The 15,974-nt window shown below is 60.5% G+C and carries 12 protein-coding genes; 5 read left to right on the forward strand and 7 right to left on the reverse strand.

Translation table 11 applies throughout. The features are described from left to right. Positions 1-2 precede the first annotated feature (2 nt). From J1G37_RS13545 to J1G37_RS13560, 4 genes are all read left to right on the forward strand, one after another. A complete protein-coding gene (locus J1G37_RS13545; protein ID WP_207042368.1) occupies positions 3-3,086 on the forward strand; it encodes an efflux RND transporter permease subunit in 3,084 nt (1,027 codons plus the stop codon). A 134-nt stretch (positions 3,087-3,220) separates the two neighbouring features. Continuing rightward, positions 3,221-7,891 carry an RNase A-like domain-containing protein gene (locus J1G37_RS13550; RefSeq protein ID WP_207042509.1) on the forward strand — a complete coding sequence of 1,557 codons (4,671 nt, stop codon included), beginning with the start codon at positions 3,221-3,223 and terminating at the stop codon, positions 7,889-7,891. Continuing rightward, entirely contained in the window at positions 7,888-8,205 is a 318-nt protein-coding gene (locus tag J1G37_RS13555; RefSeq protein WP_207042369.1) for a contact-dependent growth inhibition system immunity protein, read from the forward strand. Before J1G37_RS13550 ends, J1G37_RS13555 begins: the two co-directional genes overlap by 4 nt. Before the next feature lie 94 nt (positions 8,206-8,299). Further along, positions 8,300-8,614: a contact-dependent growth inhibition system immunity protein gene (locus J1G37_RS13560; protein ID WP_207042370.1), complete on the forward strand. Its 315-nt coding sequence runs from the start codon at positions 8,300-8,302 to the stop codon at positions 8,612-8,614. Between the two features lie 98 nt (positions 8,615-8,712). On the opposite strand, the gene J1G37_RS13565 is transcribed toward J1G37_RS13560, so the two are convergent. Further along, positions 8,713-9,771 carry a diguanylate cyclase gene (locus J1G37_RS13565; protein WP_207042379.1) on the reverse strand — a complete coding sequence of 353 codons (1,059 nt, stop codon included), beginning with the start codon at positions 9,769-9,771 and terminating at the stop codon, positions 8,713-8,715. A gap of 82 nt (positions 9,772-9,853) precedes the next feature. Continuing rightward, positions 9,854-10,486 carry a LysE family translocator gene (locus J1G37_RS13570; protein WP_207042381.1) on the reverse strand — a complete coding sequence of 211 codons (633 nt, stop codon included), beginning with the start codon at positions 10,484-10,486 and terminating at the stop codon, positions 9,854-9,856. A gap of 124 nt (positions 10,487-10,610) precedes the next feature. On the opposite strand from J1G37_RS13570, the gene J1G37_RS13575 reads away from it, so the two are divergent. Then, positions 10,611-12,107 carry a PLP-dependent aminotransferase family protein gene (locus J1G37_RS13575; RefSeq protein WP_207042383.1) on the forward strand — a complete coding sequence of 499 codons (1,497 nt, stop codon included), beginning with the start codon at positions 10,611-10,613 and terminating at the stop codon, positions 12,105-12,107. Here J1G37_RS13575 and J1G37_RS13580 read toward each other — a convergent pair. The 5 genes from J1G37_RS13580 to J1G37_RS13600 form a co-directional block, all read right to left on the reverse strand. Continuing rightward, complete coding sequence (locus tag J1G37_RS13580) at positions 12,013-12,678, reverse strand: methionine ABC transporter permease (protein WP_207042385.1); 666 nt, start codon at positions 12,676-12,678, stop codon at positions 12,013-12,015. The genes J1G37_RS13575 and J1G37_RS13580 overlap by 95 nt on opposite strands. Continuing rightward, positions 12,675-13,421 (reverse strand): ATP-binding cassette domain-containing protein, encoded by a 747-nt coding sequence (locus tag J1G37_RS13585; protein ID WP_207042391.1) that lies wholly within the window; start codon positions 13,419-13,421, stop codon positions 12,675-12,677. Before J1G37_RS13585 ends, J1G37_RS13580 begins: the two co-directional genes overlap by 4 nt. Continuing rightward, the gene (locus J1G37_RS13590; protein ID WP_207042392.1) at positions 13,418-14,212 is read right to left on the reverse strand and encodes a MetQ/NlpA family ABC transporter substrate-binding protein; all 795 of its coding nucleotides are present in this window, start codon (positions 14,210-14,212) and stop codon (positions 13,418-13,420) included. Before J1G37_RS13590 ends, J1G37_RS13585 begins: the two co-directional genes overlap by 4 nt. Positions 14,213-14,226: 14 nt before the next feature. Next, on the reverse strand, positions 14,227-15,264 hold the full coding sequence (locus J1G37_RS13595; protein WP_207042393.1) for an isopenicillin N synthase family oxygenase: 1,038 nt from the start codon (positions 15,262-15,264) through the stop codon (positions 14,227-14,229). A 231-nt stretch (positions 15,265-15,495) separates the two neighbouring features. Continuing rightward, the gene (locus J1G37_RS13600) at positions 15,496-15,966 is read right to left on the reverse strand and encodes an Lrp/AsnC family transcriptional regulator (RefSeq protein ID WP_017739424.1); all 471 of its coding nucleotides are present in this window, start codon (positions 15,964-15,966) and stop codon (positions 15,496-15,498) included. Positions 15,967-15,974: the final 8 nt, after the last annotated feature.

The raw sequence follows: 15,974 nt of genomic DNA on the forward strand, positions 1-15,974 counted from the left end.
ACATGCGCGGCATCAACCTCTCTGAACTGGCAGTCAAACACCGTGCGGTCACGCTGTTCCTGATCTTGGCGATTCTCGCTGCCGGGATCTTCTCCTTCGGCAAACTGGGCCGCGCCGAAGACCCATCGTTTACCGTCAAGGTCATGACCATCACCGCCGCCTGGCCCGGCGCCACTGCCCAGGAAATGCAGGAACAGGTGGCCGACCGCCTGGAAAAACGCCTGCAGGAACTGGACTACTACGACCGCGTCGAAACCATCGCCCAGCCGGGCTTCGTGTCGATGCGCATGACCTTCAAGGAGTCCACACGTCCCGGCGAAATCCAGGACTTGTTCTACCAGACCCGCAAAAAGCTCAGCGATGAAGCCGCGAAGCTGCCCAAAGGCGTGATCGGCCCCTTCTTCAACGATGAATATTCCGACGTGTACTTTGCCTTGTACGCACTGGAAGCCGAGCATTTGCCCCACCGGCAACAGGTGCAGATGGCCGAAGAGCTGCGCCAGGGCTTGCTCAATCTGCCAGGCGTCAAGAAGGTCAATATCCTCGGCGAACAAGCGCAGCGGGTGTTTGTCGAGTTTTCCTACGAGCGCCTGGCGACGTTGGGTATCAAGCCGGAGCAGATTTTTGCCGCACTGGCCGCGCAAAACGCCGTGGCGCCGTCGGGCTTTGTCGAGACGGCCGGCGCCCGCGCCTATATCCGCATCGACGGCGCCTTCGACAGCCTGGCGCTGATCGAAAACGTCCCGCTGGAAGTCAACGGCCGCGTCCTGCGCATTGCCGATGTGGCCACCGTCAGCCGTGGTTATGAAGACCCGCCCAGCTATCGCATCCGCCACCAGGGCGACCCGGCGCTGATGCTCGGCGTGATCATGGAAAAACACTGGAACGGCCTGGAACTGGACAAAAGCCTCAAGGCCGAGGAAGCCAGAATCCACGCCGACCTGCCCTTGGGCGTGAACTTCGCCAAGGTCGCCGACCAGGCGAAAAACATTCGCCTGGCAGTCAACGAGTTCATGCTCAAATTCTTCGTCGCTCTTGCGGTGGTCATGCTGATCAGCCTGTTGGCCCTGGGCTTTCGCGTAGGGCTGGTGGTAGCGGCAGCCGTGCCGCTGACCCTGTCCATCGTGTTTGTGATCATGCTGCTCACCGGCCGCGAGTTCGACCGCATTACCTTGGGCGCCCTGATCATATCCCTGGGCTTGCTGGTGGACGACGCGATCATCGCCATTGAGATGATGGTGGTGAAACTGGAGGAAGGCTTCGACCGCATTCACGCCGCCACCTTCGCCTGGAGTTCGACGGCAGCACCGATGCTGACCGGTACGCTGGTGACCATCATCGGCTTTCTGCCGGTGGGGTTTGCGCGCTCGGGGGCTGGGGAATATGCCGGCAATATCTTCTGGATCGTCGGTTTTGCGCTGATTTCATCCTGGCTGGTGGCGGTGGTCTTCACGCCTTACTTGGGCGTGAAACTGCTGCCGCAGATCAAACCGGTGCCCGGCGGGCATGACGCAATTTACGCCGGACGTTATTACCAGAAGCTGCGCGGCGTGGTCGAAGCCTGCGTGCGTCGGCGCTGGCTGGTCACCGGTTTGGTGGTGACGGCATTTGTGCTGTGCGTAGTGGGCATGGGCCTGGTGAAGAAGCAGTTCTTCCCCAACTCCGACCGATCCGAGCTGATTCTTGAGGTGTACATGCCGCCCGGCAGTGCGTTCAAAAGCACCGAGATGGTCGCCGCGCAGCTGGAAAAAGCGCTGCTGCAAGAACCGCAGACCACCCTGGTGGATACCTACGTGGGCGGCGGCGCGCCAAGATTTTTTCTGTCGCTGAATCCGGAATTGCCTGACCCGGCATTTGCCAAGTTGATCGTGCAAACCCCGGATTCCCACGCCCGTGACGCATTAAAGCTACGCATGCGCGAACGCATTGCAGCAGGCCAATTCCCTGCCGCCCGTGTGCGCGTGACCCAATTGCTGTTCGGTCCGCCCGTGCCGTTCCCGGTGGTGTTCCGCGTTTCCGGTCCCGACGTGGACGTACTGCGCGGCATCGCCGAAGACGTGCGCAAGGTCACCGCCGCGAACACGCTGACCAAGGACGCCTTCCTCGATTGGGGCGAGCGCACCAGCGGCTACCGCCTGGTGCTGGATCAAGACCGCCTGCGCCTGCTGGGCTTCACGCCTAACGAGGTCAAATCCCAGCTTAATGCCCTGCTCAGCGGCAACCCGATCACCGAAGTGCGCGAAGGCAACCGCACCGTGTCGGTGGTCGCCCGTGCCCAGGGCAGCCAGCGCGAAAACCTCGGCAACCTCAACAACATGACCCTGACCAACAGCACCGGCACGGCGGTGCCACTGGCCCAGGTCGGCCACTTCCAGGCGGTCATGGAGGAGCCGATCCTCAAGCGTCGCAACCGCGCGGCCACCGTGGAAGTGCGCGCCGACATCATTGACGGCGTGCAGCCGCCCGACGTGGAAATGGCGGTGTACAAAGACCTGCACCCCCTGCTCGCGACGCTGCCCGCCGGCTACCGCATCGACATCGGCGGCCCGGTTGAAGAAAGCGCCAAGGCCAACGTCGCACTGGCGGCACTTTTCCCGATCATGATCCTGCTGACCCTCACGGTGATCATGTTCCAGGTGCGCTCGTTTGGCGTGATGTTCATGGTCTTCGCCACCGCGCCGCTGGGCCTGATTGGCGCGGTGCCGACCTTGCTGCTGTTCAACCAGCCGTTCGGCTTCAACGCGATCCTGGGGCTGATCGGTATTGGCGGGATCCTGATGCGCAACACGCTGATCTTCACCGACCAGATCCGCCAGAACCAGGAACACGGCATGGCCATCCGCGAGGCCATTGTGGAAGCCACGGTACGGCGTGCGCGGCCAGTCATCCTCACCGCGCTGGCGGCGGCGCTGGCCTTTATCCCGCTGACGTTGTCGGTGTTCTGGTCGTCCCTGGCCTATGTGCTGATTGGCGGAGTGCTGGTGGGCACCTTGTTGACGCTGCTGTTTTTGCCGGCGCTGTGCAGCTTGGTGCTGGGGCGAGAGAAGACGCGAGTTGTCGAAACGTCCCACGTAAGCGCCGGATAAGCTCTACTCCCCGCCCCTGAAAACCTCTGCAAAGTCCCTCGCCTGATTTCACAGTGCGAGGGATTGCAGATGGATTTTCATGTTGTAGGGACCGTTTCGTGAACCCGGCCATTGGCAGGCTGGCCCTGACCCCAATGGATGCGAAGACGGTCGATGCCGAAGGTGTCTTCCGCGATTTTCGCGAATGCCTGAACACCTTTGACGACTGGGCGCAAAGCTTCTGGAGCTTTGCGGCGCTGGATGTCGAGCAGGTGTTCAAAGTCGGCGATGACGTGGCGCTGGTCGCGCCGGTCAACCGCTCGATCATACCCAGCAGCACCGTGGTCACCTGCCAGGCCAACGGCACGTTGACGCTGGTGCATATGTTTCAGAGCACGCGCTTTGTGCCCATCGGCAACACGCCGGTGGTGCTGCAACGCGTCGATCCCCATGGCGGCCCGCTGGGCGAGCCTATTCACAAGACCATCGGCCCGAGCGGCATCCTCGAAATCACCGAGTGTGATCGCAACCAGCCGTATCGGATCAATTTCTACCCCAACGTTTCCCAAGATCACGTCAAGGCGCTGTATGCGTCCTACCAATCGGTGATCGCCGAGCTGGAAGTTCGCCTACGCGAAGCGTGGACGAATACCCTCCAGGACCAGTGGAAAACCTACACCGACGCCAGCCCGCTGGAGCGGCGCCGGCTGGAGGAAGCGGCGTTTCTGGTTGGCATGGGTAAGACGCTCTACAACCTGTGGGACAACATCCCACAGCTGTATGAGCTGTTGGCCGATATCAAGCCCAACAGCGAAAAGCTGTTGCAGTACCTCTCCCAAACCGAACTCGACGCGCTGCTGGCACTGGGCAAAGACACCTTGGCCAACGGTTTGCTGGTGCTCAGCGATGAGCCACTGTTGTTCATCTATGTGTCAGCGATGGTCGGCTGGATGCGCATGCTGCCACCGCAAGAAGTCAGCGAGCTGATGGGAGAAATCACCAGTGAGGTGTTGATTGCCCTGCTGCTGATCAAGGTGGGCGCCGCGATGGGGGTTGCGGTGCAACTAGGGGCGCGGGTGTTGCGCGCTATGAAGTCCGAGCGCGCGCGGCAGTGGTTGACGTTGTTGGCCAAGCAGTTGGCGGGTCCGAAGCTTGATGCGCATGTCGAGGCATCGAAGCCCTTGCTGCTGGGTAGTCCAGCGACGGCGATCAAGACGATCCCGGATGTGTCGTTGAAGGCTGGGGATCAGTTGGTTTCCAACCCAGTGCCGCTGGTGCGGGACAAGGGTCGGCAGCAGACCGTGTTGGTTCGCCAGGAAGCGGTCGATGATGTGCCTGCTTCGGGCAGGAATGCCAACGGTGATGCGGCTGCTTCTGCGGACAAGACCGCTACCAATGGCTGCCCGGTGTCGATGGTCACCGGCGAGGAACTGCTCACCCTCACAGACGGCACGTTGGACGGGATTCTGCCGTTCGAGTGGACGCGGTTGTATCGCACCAGTGCGGTGGACGTGGAGTGTGGGTTGGGGTTTGGCTGGAGTCATGCGCTGGCCCACAGGCTTTGTGCTTCGAGCGATTCGGTGGTGTGGACGGATCATGAGAATCGCTCGACGGTTTTTCCCTTGCCTACGATTTCTCGGCCGGCCATCACCAATAGCCTGGCCGAAGCGGCCATTTATCTCGGTACTTTGCCTGACGAGTTGGTGCTGGCGCAGGCGTCGCGTTTCTACCATTTCCGGGATGGTCTGCTGACAGCCATCAGCGATGCGTATGACAACCGGCTACGCATTTCCCGGGATGTGTTGGGACGCATCGAGCGGTTGGATAACGGTGTCGGGCGTTCGCTGTTATTGCGGTATTCGGCCGACCGTATCGTGGCGGTGGATTACCAGATTCAGCGAGCCGAGGGTTCTGATCCCTACGTCTGGGTAACCGAGTACAGCGTTGTTTCCTACGCCTATGACGACCTTGGCCGGTTGGTATCGGCGACCAATGCCGTAGGCGAAAGCGAGGTTTATCGCTACGACGATCAGCACGTGATCCTTGAGCGTGGGTTGGCCGGTGGGGCGAGTTTCTTTTGGGAGTGGGAAAGGTCTGGCAAGGCTGCGCGCTGTGTACGGCATTGGGCGAGTTTTGCGCAGATGGACACGCGCTATGCCTGGGAGGACGACGGGCGGGTCACGGTATTCAACGCCGATGGTAGCCAAGAGGTTTACGTCCACGATCAACGGGCGCGGTTGGTGCAGCGGGTTGATCCTGACGGCGCGGCGCACTTCAAATCCTACGATGACAAGGGCCGGCTGACCGTCGAGCAAGACCCGCTGGGCGCGGTGACGGCGTATCAATACGACGACGCCGGACGCTTGGTGGCGCTGTTTCCGGGGGATGATGAGCCGACGTCCTACGAGCATGACAACGGCTTCGTACGGGTTGTGCGGCGGGGTGAAGCGGTTTGGAAGTACGAGCGTAATGATCAGGGTGACGTTACGCGTAGGACTGATCCAGACGGCAATGTCACGGACTACAGCTACAACAAATACGGGCAACTGACGGGGGTTTGGTATCCCGATCACAGCTGCCATCGGCTGGTGTGGAATGAACGTGGGCAGTTGGTTGAGGAACAACTGCCGGATGGCGGTATCAAGCGTTTTCACTATGACGATGTTGGACGCCAGGTTGCGCGCGAGGATGAACACGGTGCGCTGACCCAGTACCAGTGGGACAGCCTGGGTCGGTTGATTCGTGTGGTCCTGCCGGGCAGTGCCACGCGGGAATACAGCTACAACGCCTACGGAAAAATCACCGCTGAATGCGATGAATTGGGGCATATCACCCGCTACGAATACGCCGATGGCCTACACCTCATCAGCCGGCGGATGAACGCTGACGGCACCCAGGTCAAATACCGCTACGACAACGTACGGTTACTGCTGACCGAGATCGAAAACGAAGTCGGCGAGACCTACCAACTTGATTACCACCCCAACGGCCTGATCCAACAGGAAACCGGCTTCGACGGCCAACGCACGTCCTACCTCTACGACCTCAACGGCAACCTGCAGGAAAAGACCGAACACGGCGACGATGGCAGTCAGCTAATCACCCGCTACGAACGCGACTTCGCCGGCCGCCTCGTACGAAAAACCCTGCCCGACGGCAACACCGTCGATTACACCTACGACCGCCAAGGCAACCTCCTGGGCGTCGAGGACGGCCACTGGTCATTGGCCTACGAATACGACCGACAAAACCGCCTCACCGCCGAACACCAAGGCTGGGGCACCTTGCGCTACGGCTACGACGCCTGCGGCCACCTGCAACACCTGCGCTTGCCCGACAACAACCGCGTCACCTTCAACCATGGCAAGGGCGGCCACCTCGCCACCGTCGAACTCAACGGCGAAACCCTCACCTCGCACCTGTTCAAAGCCGGCCAGGAACACCAGCGCCAGCAAGGCCAACTGCTCAGCCACTACCACTACGACGACCAGCAGCGCCTGCACGCCCACACCGTCACCCAACAGCAAAACCACCTGTACCGCCGCCAATACGACTACGACAAAACCGGCACCCTGACCCGCATCCTCGACACCCGTAAGGGCGAACACCACTACAGCTACGACCCGCTAAACCGCCTGACCCGCGCCGACCATTCCCAGGATCACCAGGAACGTTTCGCCCACGACCCAGCCGGCAATCTACTGATGCAAAACCGCCCCGGCCCGGACATCGTCGCGGGCAATCGGTTGATGATCCAGGGGGATCGGCATTACGACTATGACGCGTTCGGCAACCTGATCCGTGAGCGACGCGGCAAAGGTCACCAACTCGTCACCCAATACCGCTACGACTGCCAGCACCGGCTGGTCGGCGTCACCACCCCCACCGGACAAACCGCCAGCTACCGCTACGACCCGTTTGGCCGACGCATCAGCAAAACCGTTGACGGCCTGACGACCGAATTCTTCTGGCAAGGCGACAAACTGATCGCCGAACACCATGCGGATCGCCATCGCAGCTACCTCTACGAACCCAACAGTTTCCGCCCGCTGGCCCTGCTGGAAGGCTTCGGCCCCAAAGTCACCCAGCCCTACCACTACCAACTGGACCACCTCGGTACACCCCAGGAACTGACAACCCCCAGCGGCGAAATCGCCTGGTCCGCCCACTACCGCGCCTACGGCGAAATCACCCGCTTTGACGTCGGAACAATCGACAACCCGCTGCGTTTCCAAGGCCAATACTTCGACACGGAAAGCGGGCTGCACTACAACCGACATCGCTATTACAATCCGGATATTGGTCGCTACCTGACGCCGGACCCGGTGAAGCTGGCAGGGGGGATCAATGGGTATAGGTATGCGCCCAATCCTACGGGGTGGGTTGATCCGCTAGGACTGAGCTGTAAAGACACAAATTGTCCTGAGGGGCCGTTTAGCACAATAGTTCCTGGGGGAGGTCTAGCAGCACACGAGGCGGCAGGAGGACACCTTATGAAAAAGCACGTTGGTAGAACAGACCAACAACTAAAAGATCGTTTGAAGAACGAGCCAAATGTACCTACAGCCTCGACGTTTCCAGATCGAGCCACAGCAGAGTCAGCAGTATCAAAAGTGATCGACGACAACCAATCCAAAATAAGTGATTTTCTTAAGGGCAAAGACAACCAAATTGTAGTTATTGAAAAAGCCTCAGAGCCTGTAGGAACTAGCTGGAAGCGTGGAGCTAAGTCAGCGATTCCTGGCGCAGAGATTTACCTTATTATCCGAAAAGATAAAAAGATGCCTACCGGTTACAGAATTCACACTGGATACCCGAACCCATGAATCATGATTACCCAGAATTACAGCAGTTCCTGGCAGGCTACTTCAGCCAAGACTGGGTTGATGAACACGACAGCGCTGACGACGTGATTCGTTTTTTTATTTCAGAAGCATCGAAAGAGTCACTCAAAAAAGTGCAACAGGAACTCACAAAACTCATACTTACCGACCTAACAGAGCAAGAACTCCAAAACTATTTGTTTACTAAAATCGGATGCGGGTACTACTACCCCAATGAATGGAAAGACGGAAAAACATGGCTTCGCCACGTCGCTTCAAAACTAACAAAAGACAAGAACCAATCAAAATCTCTGTAATCTCCTCATCGGGGAAACGAAACCCAGCACCTGACATGAAAAATTCACGCCCCTAATGACAAGCACCTATTGCTGACCGAGTACTCAGTAGAAAATGAATAAACCACTGACAGAACTCCAGCAGTTTATGGGCGCGTACTTCAACCAAGACTGGGCAGAGGATCACCCCTCCGCCGATGATGTGATTGACACGTTCCTACAAGACTCGCCTAAGAACGTCATCATTACCGTCAAAAAAGAAATCTTAGAGTTGATGAATTCACATACAAATGAATCAGACCTTCAAGAAAACTTACTGCATGAACAATACTGCTACTACCACTATCCAAATCAGTGGAAATCAGGAAAATCATGGCTCGAGCACGTAATCGAAATGTTCGATGAGTCCTTGAGGCACAAACGTGATTAGCTAGGAATAAAGTCTAATTTCACAAGTCGAAAACAGGCCAACTCACACAGATCGACCTGCCTACACAGAACAATCGATAGGAGCTAAAACTACAGGTCCTACATCGACCTCAACCAACTACCCTGCACCGAACTCACCCGATTCCGCCCCCCACTCTTCGCCTCATACAACGCCAAATCCGCATCATTCAACCAACTGGTGGAATCCACATGCCCCAGTTGGTACGGCGCCAACCCAATGCTCAAGCTCGCACGCAACGTCGGGTCCTGCGCATAGGCCAGCGCATTAAAGCGATCCCGCAACGCGTCCATCACTTCGGTGGCACGGTTGAGCGGCATGTCTGGCAGGATCACGCAGAATTCATCGCCGCCATAGCGCCCGGCCAGGTCGGTGGCGCGCAGGTTCTGGCGCAGGACTTTGCTCAGCCGGCGTAGGACGATGTCGCCGGTGACGTGGCCGTAGGTGTCGTTGATAGTCTTGAAGTGGTCGATGTCGATCAGGGCAATGGCGGCGCCGGTCTGGCTGCGGCGGCAGCGTTGGAATTCGAGTTCCAGTTGGTCTTTCCACGCGCCGTGGTTGAGCAGGCCGGACAGGCTGTCGGTGCGGCTCAGGGCCAGCAGTTCGCGTTTATGCGAGGCCAGGGTGACGGCCTGGCGGTAGCAGATCCAGCCGAGGGCCAGGGGGTACAACATCAGGATTGGCAAGCAGGCGTAAAGCTGCGCCTGAGTGGTCACGCCGATAAACGCTGGGGTAAACACCAATAGCGCGGTGCCGATACCGAGGCCTTGGGCGAGCCAGCCGGCGAGCATGAAACGCAGCCCGCCGATGGCCACGTTGTTCATGGTCATCATCGACAGGGTGGTCACACCGGGCAGCGGGTTGAAGTGCATGGCGCCGACCCAGAAGCCGCCGCAAAAGGAGTCGATCAGCAAATTGCGCCGCTCGCTGCGCAGTGCGTGTTCGGAGCGTCGCGAGATCAGGAAGGCCACGTGCGGCCAAATGAAGGCGTTGGTCAGCATCAGCGCCCACACCCAAGGGTGCGGATTCAGCGGGTACATCGCAAACGCCACGCACACAAAGCCGAGTGTCAGCCCCAGGGTGCGGGATTTGTACAAGCGCGAAGCAAGCGGAAGTCCCTTTCCTCCGACGGCTGCCATGGTGGGGTGCGATCCTGAGGTGATGCTCGGAGTCTATCAGGGCAACGGCAAATCGCCACTACCGCTCATAAGCTGAAGGCCCTCAGTGGGAAAAGCCCCGCGCCAGCATCAAGGCAACCCCCAGCAGCAACACCGCCGTGACCCTTTGCAGCAGTACGCGCCGCGCGGGGTTTTCCAGGACATGCTTGATCCGCTGGCCGAAATAGCAGTACAGGCAGCCGCTGGCAAACTGCAACACCAGGAAAGTCAGGCCAAGGATGGCGATGTCCGACGCCGAGTTATGCTCCCCTCCCCCGGCAAACTGCGGGAACACGGCGCTGAACATGATGATCGCCTTGGGGTTGGAAAACCCAGTGAGCAAACCCTTGCCGAACAGGCTGCGCGCGCCTTCCACGGCGCCGGCCTTGTCGAGCGGCACACCGCTGCTGGTCCACTGCTTGTACGCCAGGTAAAGGATGTAGGCCACGCCCACCAACTGAATGCCTTGGGTAATCGCGATATTGCCCTTGATCAACTCCGAAAAGCCCACGGCAAAGATCAGGATGGAAATCAGGTACGACACACTGGCGCCGATCTGCGCGGGGATCGAGCGGCGCAGGCCGTCTTTCAGGCCCAGGCTCAACAGCAGCATGGTCATGGGGCCGGGGCTGAAGGTCAGAGTCGCGCAAAACAGTAGGAAGTAGAGAAACGAAGAGAGCGTCAATGCGCTGGTCATGGCCGTGGACCTTGAAGGAGAAGGCTCGCAGTCTAGGCAAGCGGCCTTGCACAAGGCAGGTAAAGTGCGGCCTAATCCATCCGAACTTCACCGGTAAAATCACCGGCAAAGATAAGGGATCCCCATGTTCGTCTCCGCCATCGCCTTTGTGCCAGGCACACCCAAGGTGCAACAGATCGTCGAGGCGTTCAGCCAGGCCATCGAGACGGGCGAGTGGGCGCCGGGCAGCAAGTTGCCGTCCGTGCGCGAACTGGGCCAGACCCTCGGTGTAAGCAAGTTCACCCTCAATGAAGCCCTCGACCGCTTGCGCGGGCGTAACCTGCTGACGTCCAGCCAGGGCCGTGGCTATTTCGTCGCCGTGGACAGTGCTCGCCCGGCGTCGTCGGCCTGGGTCGAATTGTTGCCCCAGGATCTGCTCAGCGTACTGCGCCGCCCGCTGGCCACCGTCTATGGCGATCTGCGCCCCGGTGGCGGGCACTTGCCGGAAGACTGGCTGGACAGCGACGCCATCCGCCAAACCCTGCGCAGCGTGGTGCGCGCGCCGTCATTGCGCATCGCCGGGCTGGGCACGCCGGCCGGGCTGTTGCCGCTGCGCCAGGCCTTGCAGCAAAAGTTGCACGGCGAAGGCTTGTCGGTGCCCGTGGAGCAAATCATCACCACCCCCAACACCGTGCAGGGCCTGGACATGCTGATGCGCCTGCTCGCGCGCCCCGGCGACACGGTGCTGCTCGATGCGCCGTGCTACTTCAACTTCCACGCCAACGTCGCCCTGCACGGCGTCAAGGTGCTGACCCTCGAGCGGCGCCCCGACGGCTTCGACTTTGTTGCCCTCGAACAGCTGCTGGCCGAATATCGCCCCAGCCTGTACCTAACCACAGGCTTGCTGCATAACCCCACCGGGCATTCGTTCAGCCCCGGCCAGGCGTTCCGACTGCTGCAACTGACCCGCCAGTACCAGTGCCACATCATTGAGGATGACCTCTACGGCGACCTGCACCCCAACCCGCCGCCGCGCCTGGCCGCCCTCGCCGGCCTCGACCAGGTGACTTACCTGGCGGGCTTCTCCAAGACCCTCAGCGCCAACACCCGCGTCAGCTACGTGGTGGCCGCGCCGCAACTGGCCGCCAACCTGACCAACATGAAGTTGATGAGCGGCGGCATCACCTCGGAGCTATTTGAACAGGTTGTGTACCGCATGCTCAGCGAAGGCAGTTACGCCAAGCATCGCAAGCGCATGCAACAACGTTTGATGGAAGCCGGTGGGCGCGTCGAGCAATGGCTCAAGCGCTGCGGTTGCGTATTGCCGATGGGCTATGAAGGCGGGATGTTTATCTGGGCCCACCTGCCGCCGGGGGTGAACGGCGAACTATTGGCCCAGGACGCCTTGAAACAAGGCATGGTGCTGGCGCCGGGCACGCTGTTTGGCTACGACCCGGCGCTGCCGGAGGCGATGCGCTTCAATGTGGCCCACAGTGATGCGCCACAGGTGCACCAAGTGTTCGAAGCGCTGCTGCGCAAGCACCGCGCTAGCGGCGATGGGCCAGCGAGCGCACGCAGCGATCCCCCAGGCTCTGCACGCCCTGCACCAGCAGCACCAGCACAACCACCGTCACCACCATGATCTCGTTATTGAAGCGCTGGTAGCCGTAGCGGATCGCCAGGTCGCCCAGCCCACCGCCGCCAATCACCCCGGCCATCGACGAAAAGCCGATCAGCATCACCAGGGTCAACGTCACCCCGGCCACCAGCGCCGGCAGGGCTTCGGGCAGCAACACCTTGAGGATCACATGGCGAATATCGCCGCCCATGGCCACGATGGCTTCAATGCGACCCTTGTCCACTTCATCCAGCGCGGTTTCGACGATGCGCGCAAAAAACGGAAACGCGCCAATGGTGATCGGCACCACAGCGGCGGTGCTGCCCAACGTGGTGCCGACAATCAGGCGTGTCAGCGGGATCAGCGCGATCAGCATCACCACAAACGGCAACGAGCGCCCCAGGTTGATCACCGCACCCAGCCCACGGTTCAGGCGTGGCAATGGCAACAACCCGCCGCGTCGGCTGATAAACAGCAACACGCCCAGCGGCAAACCGATCAACAGGGTAAACAAGCCGGCCAACAGCACCATGTACAGGGTTTCGCCGGTGGCGTTGAGCAGCAGTTGCAGAATGTCACTCCAGTCGGTCTTCATACCGCCCTCACCACTTGCAGGCTGGGGGCCAGCGAACGACCGAGGCGCGAGGCCGGATCGGCTTGCAACTGCACCAGCGTGCCGCTTTCCACCACGCGGCCATCGGCCAGGGACACCGCGCTGTCGCAAATCGCCTTGACCACCTCCAGCTCGTGGGTGATCAACACAATGGTCACCCCCAGCTTGCGATTGATGTCGCGCAACAGCTCAAGGATCGATGCGGCGGTTTCCGGGTCCAGCGCACTGGTGGCTTCGTCCGACAGCAAATACGCCGGCCGCGCCGCCAACGCACGGGCGATGCCTACACGTTGTTTCTGCCCGCCCGACAGCTGCGAAGGAAACGCCTGCGCCTTGTCACTCAAACCCACCAACGCCAACAACTCGGCGACCCGCGCCGCGCGCTCGGCCTTGGGCACATTGCCGATCTCCAGCGGCACCGCGACGTTATCCGCCACATTGCGCGAATGCAGCAGGTTGAAGCCCTGGAAGATCATGCCAATGCGCTGGCGTTGCTCGCGCAGGGCCTTGCCGGTGAGTTGCGTCAGGTCCCGGCCGTCCAGCAGGATGCGCCCGCTGGTCGGCCGTTCCAGCAGGTTGAGGCAGCGCAGCAAGGTGCTTTTGCCCGCGCCACTGCGCCCGACGATGCCAAAGATCGAGCCTTCGGCGATATGCAGCGAGACGTTATCCAACGCCGGCGGCTGGCCATCGGCGTAGGTTTTGCTGACGCCCTCGACGACGATCATTCGACCGCCACCGGGATCACCGAGCCGGCATACTTCTCGGTGATGAACTTGGCCACCTGCGGCGAGCGCAGGTCCTTGGCCAATTGCTCGATGCGCGGGTCTTGCGCCAGTTTTGGCGTGGTCACCAGGATATTCGCGTAGGGGTTGCCCTTCGCCGCTTCCAGGCCCAACGCATCCTTGGCCGGCTCCAGGCCCGCTTCCAGGGCGAAGTTGCCGTTGATCACCGCCAGGTCCACATCATCCAGCGCACGCGGGATCTGCGGCGATTCGATTTCAAGGATCTTCAAGTGCTTGGGGTTTTCGGCGATGTCCTTGGGCGTGGCCTGGTCCTTGGCCGCATCGTTGAAACCCGGCTTGAGCTTGATCAAACCGTTGGCCTGCAACAGGTACAGGGCGCGGCTCAGGTTGGTAACGTTGTTCGGCACGGCGACGGTGCCTTTGTCCGGCACCTGGTCGAAGCTTTTGTGGCGGCGCGAATAAATACCCAGCGGCTCGATGTGCACCGTGGCCGCCACGGTGAACTTCTGCCCGAGGGCTTGCTCCTGGGAGGCCAGGTACGGCAGGTGCTGGAAGTAATTGGCGTCCACATCGCCATGGGCCAGCAACTCGTTGGAGTTCACGCCGCTGGGGATTTCGATGATTTTCAGCTTCAGGCTCGGGTCGAGTTTCTGTACGTATTCGAGGATCTGCGCGTGGGGAATCGGGTCGGCGGCAACGCGCAAGGCATCGGCTGCCGACACGTTGAACGAGGCCAGCAACACTGCCAGGGTTAGGGCGGATTTCTTCAACATGGGTGAACTCCAGATCAGGCAGACAGTGCTTGGGGAAGTGTGGCGTCGGCGTAGAAACGTTGGGCGACATCGGGGTGCGAGCGCAGGCGGCCTTTGAGGTAGTTCCAGCCGACATCGCGCAGCAGTGGGTTGCGCGGGTCGCTTTCGGGGCCGTGGGCATCGCGCAGCAGCTCGGGGGCGAGTTGATACACCGGCACCACTGCGTCCAGCTGTGCGCCGAGGAAAAACGCCAGGGACAGGCGCTCGCTGCCCACTGGTGGCGAAACCACGCGGTGCACGGTGGCGCGCAGGTAACCGTTGCTGGCCAGCTCCAGCAATTCGCCGATATTCACCACTAGGGTGTCGGGACGCGGCGACGCATCGATCCAGCGGCCGTCCTCCACTTCCACCTGCAAGCCGGCTTGCTGGTCTTGCAGCAGGAAGCTCAAGAAACCGGAGTCCTTGTGCGCGCCGACGCCTTGGCGACTTTGCTGCGCATGGCGGCCGGGGTAGCGGATCAACTTGATATGTTCGTTGGGTTGGCTGCCGTACAGCGCATCGAAGGCGTTTTCCGGCAGGGACAAGGCCTGGGCAAACGCGCGCAACAGGCGCAGGGCCATTTGCGTCATCGCCTGCTGCCAGGCGAGCACCAGCGGCTTGAGATCGGGCAGCGCCTGCGGCCACAGGTTGGGGCCTTGCAGGCGGGCCCAGGCGGCGGGGTGTTGTTGCACATTCAGCGGCTCGCGCTCGGCGCCCACATCGAACTGCTCACGCAGGTCTGGCTGGCCACGGGTGATCTCCGAGGCGGCGCGATTATAGCCGCGAAAATGTGGCGAATGGATCATGCCGACGGCAAGTTTGTCGGCGTCGGGCAAGGCAAAAAAGGCCCGCGCCTGCTGCTGCACCTGGGCGAGCAATGCCGGGTCGATGCCGTGGCCGGTGAGGTAGAAAAACCCGATATGCCGGGCGGCAGAACGCAGCTCGTCGAGAAACTGGCCGCGTTGTTCCGAGCTGCCATCGAGCTGGGACAAATCCAGCAGCGGCAAGGTGGTGATTGACTGAAGCTGCGACATCGGCGGCTCACTCCATGAACGTCTGGGGTTGGAGTGACCAATCTAAATGATCTTAAAAAATCGTAATAAATACCTTTTTAGCATTAGCTTAGGCCGCCCTGCGGCCGAACTCGGTCAAAGTGTGGGAGCTGGCTTGCCTGCGATGCAGGCACCTCGGTACATCAGGCACACCCGGTTGATGCCATCGCAGGCAAGCCAGCTCCCACACAAGAGCACTCCGGTTTGCAGTCTTCAGCCCGGCAGCGGGATCACCCGCAACGGTCTTACCGACTTGTAGGAAAAACTCGAATAAATCTCTTTGACGCACGGCAGCGTCTGCAACACCTCCCGCGCAAATTCGCCAAAGGACTCCAAATCCTTGGCCACCACCTCCAACAAGAAGTCATAGCGCCCCGACACGTTATGGCACGCCACAATCTCCGGGATCTCCAACAAACGCTGCTCAAACGCGCGGGCGATTTCCTGGGTGTGGCTCTCCATCATGATGTTCACAAACGCGGTCACTCCATACCCCAACGCCTTGGGCGAGAGGATCGCCTGGTAGCCGCTGATCACCCCGCTCTCCTCCAGGTTACGCACCCTGCGCCAGCACGGCGAGGTGGTCAGGGAAACGCGGTCGGCCAACTCGGCCACCGTCAGGCGGGCGTTGCCTTGCAGCGCGTTTAAAAGGGCTTTGTCGGTACGGTCCAGGCTTACGGGCATAACGTGCC

This window comes from Pseudomonas sp. Marseille-Q1929, from assembly GCF_017316265.1.
In the GTDB taxonomy this organism is placed as follows: Bacteria; Pseudomonadota; Gammaproteobacteria; order Pseudomonadales; family Pseudomonadaceae; genus Aquipseudomonas.

Bases quoted from the DNA above. Each gene is read 5' to 3' on its own strand.
- J1G37_RS13545 (WP_207042368.1), top strand. From the start codon at position 3: ATGCGCGGCATCAACCTCTCTGAACTGGCAGTCAAACACCGTGCGGTC.
- J1G37_RS13550 (WP_207042509.1), top strand. From the start codon at position 3,221: ATGGATGCGAAGACGGTCGATGCCGAAGGTGTCTTCCGCGATTTTCGC.
- J1G37_RS13555 (WP_207042369.1), top strand. From the start codon at position 7,888: ATGAATCATGATTACCCAGAATTACAGCAGTTCCTGGCAGGCTACTTC.
- J1G37_RS13560 (WP_207042370.1), top strand. From the start codon at position 8,300: ATGAATAAACCACTGACAGAACTCCAGCAGTTTATGGGCGCGTACTTC.
- J1G37_RS13565 (WP_207042379.1), bottom strand. From the start codon at position 9,771: ATGGCAGCCGTCGGAGGAAAGGGACTTCCGCTTGCTTCGCGCTTGTAC.
- J1G37_RS13570 (WP_207042381.1), bottom strand. From the start codon at position 10,486: ATGACCAGCGCATTGACGCTCTCTTCGTTTCTCTACTTCCTACTGTTT.
- J1G37_RS13575 (WP_207042383.1), top strand. From the start codon at position 10,611: ATGTTCGTCTCCGCCATCGCCTTTGTGCCAGGCACACCCAAGGTGCAA.
- J1G37_RS13580 (WP_207042385.1), bottom strand. From the start codon at position 12,678: ATGAAGACCGACTGGAGTGACATTCTGCAACTGCTGCTCAACGCCACC.
- J1G37_RS13585 (WP_207042391.1), bottom strand. From the start codon at position 13,421: ATGATCGTCGTCGAGGGCGTCAGCAAAACCTACGCCGATGGCCAGCCG.
- J1G37_RS13590 (WP_207042392.1), bottom strand. From the start codon at position 14,212: ATGTTGAAGAAATCCGCCCTAACCCTGGCAGTGTTGCTGGCCTCGTTC.
- J1G37_RS13595 (WP_207042393.1), bottom strand. From the start codon at position 15,264: ATGTCGCAGCTTCAGTCAATCACCACCTTGCCGCTGCTGGATTTGTCC.
- J1G37_RS13600 (WP_017739424.1), bottom strand. From the start codon at position 15,966: ATGCCCGTAAGCCTGGACCGTACCGACAAAGCCCTTTTAAACGCGCTG.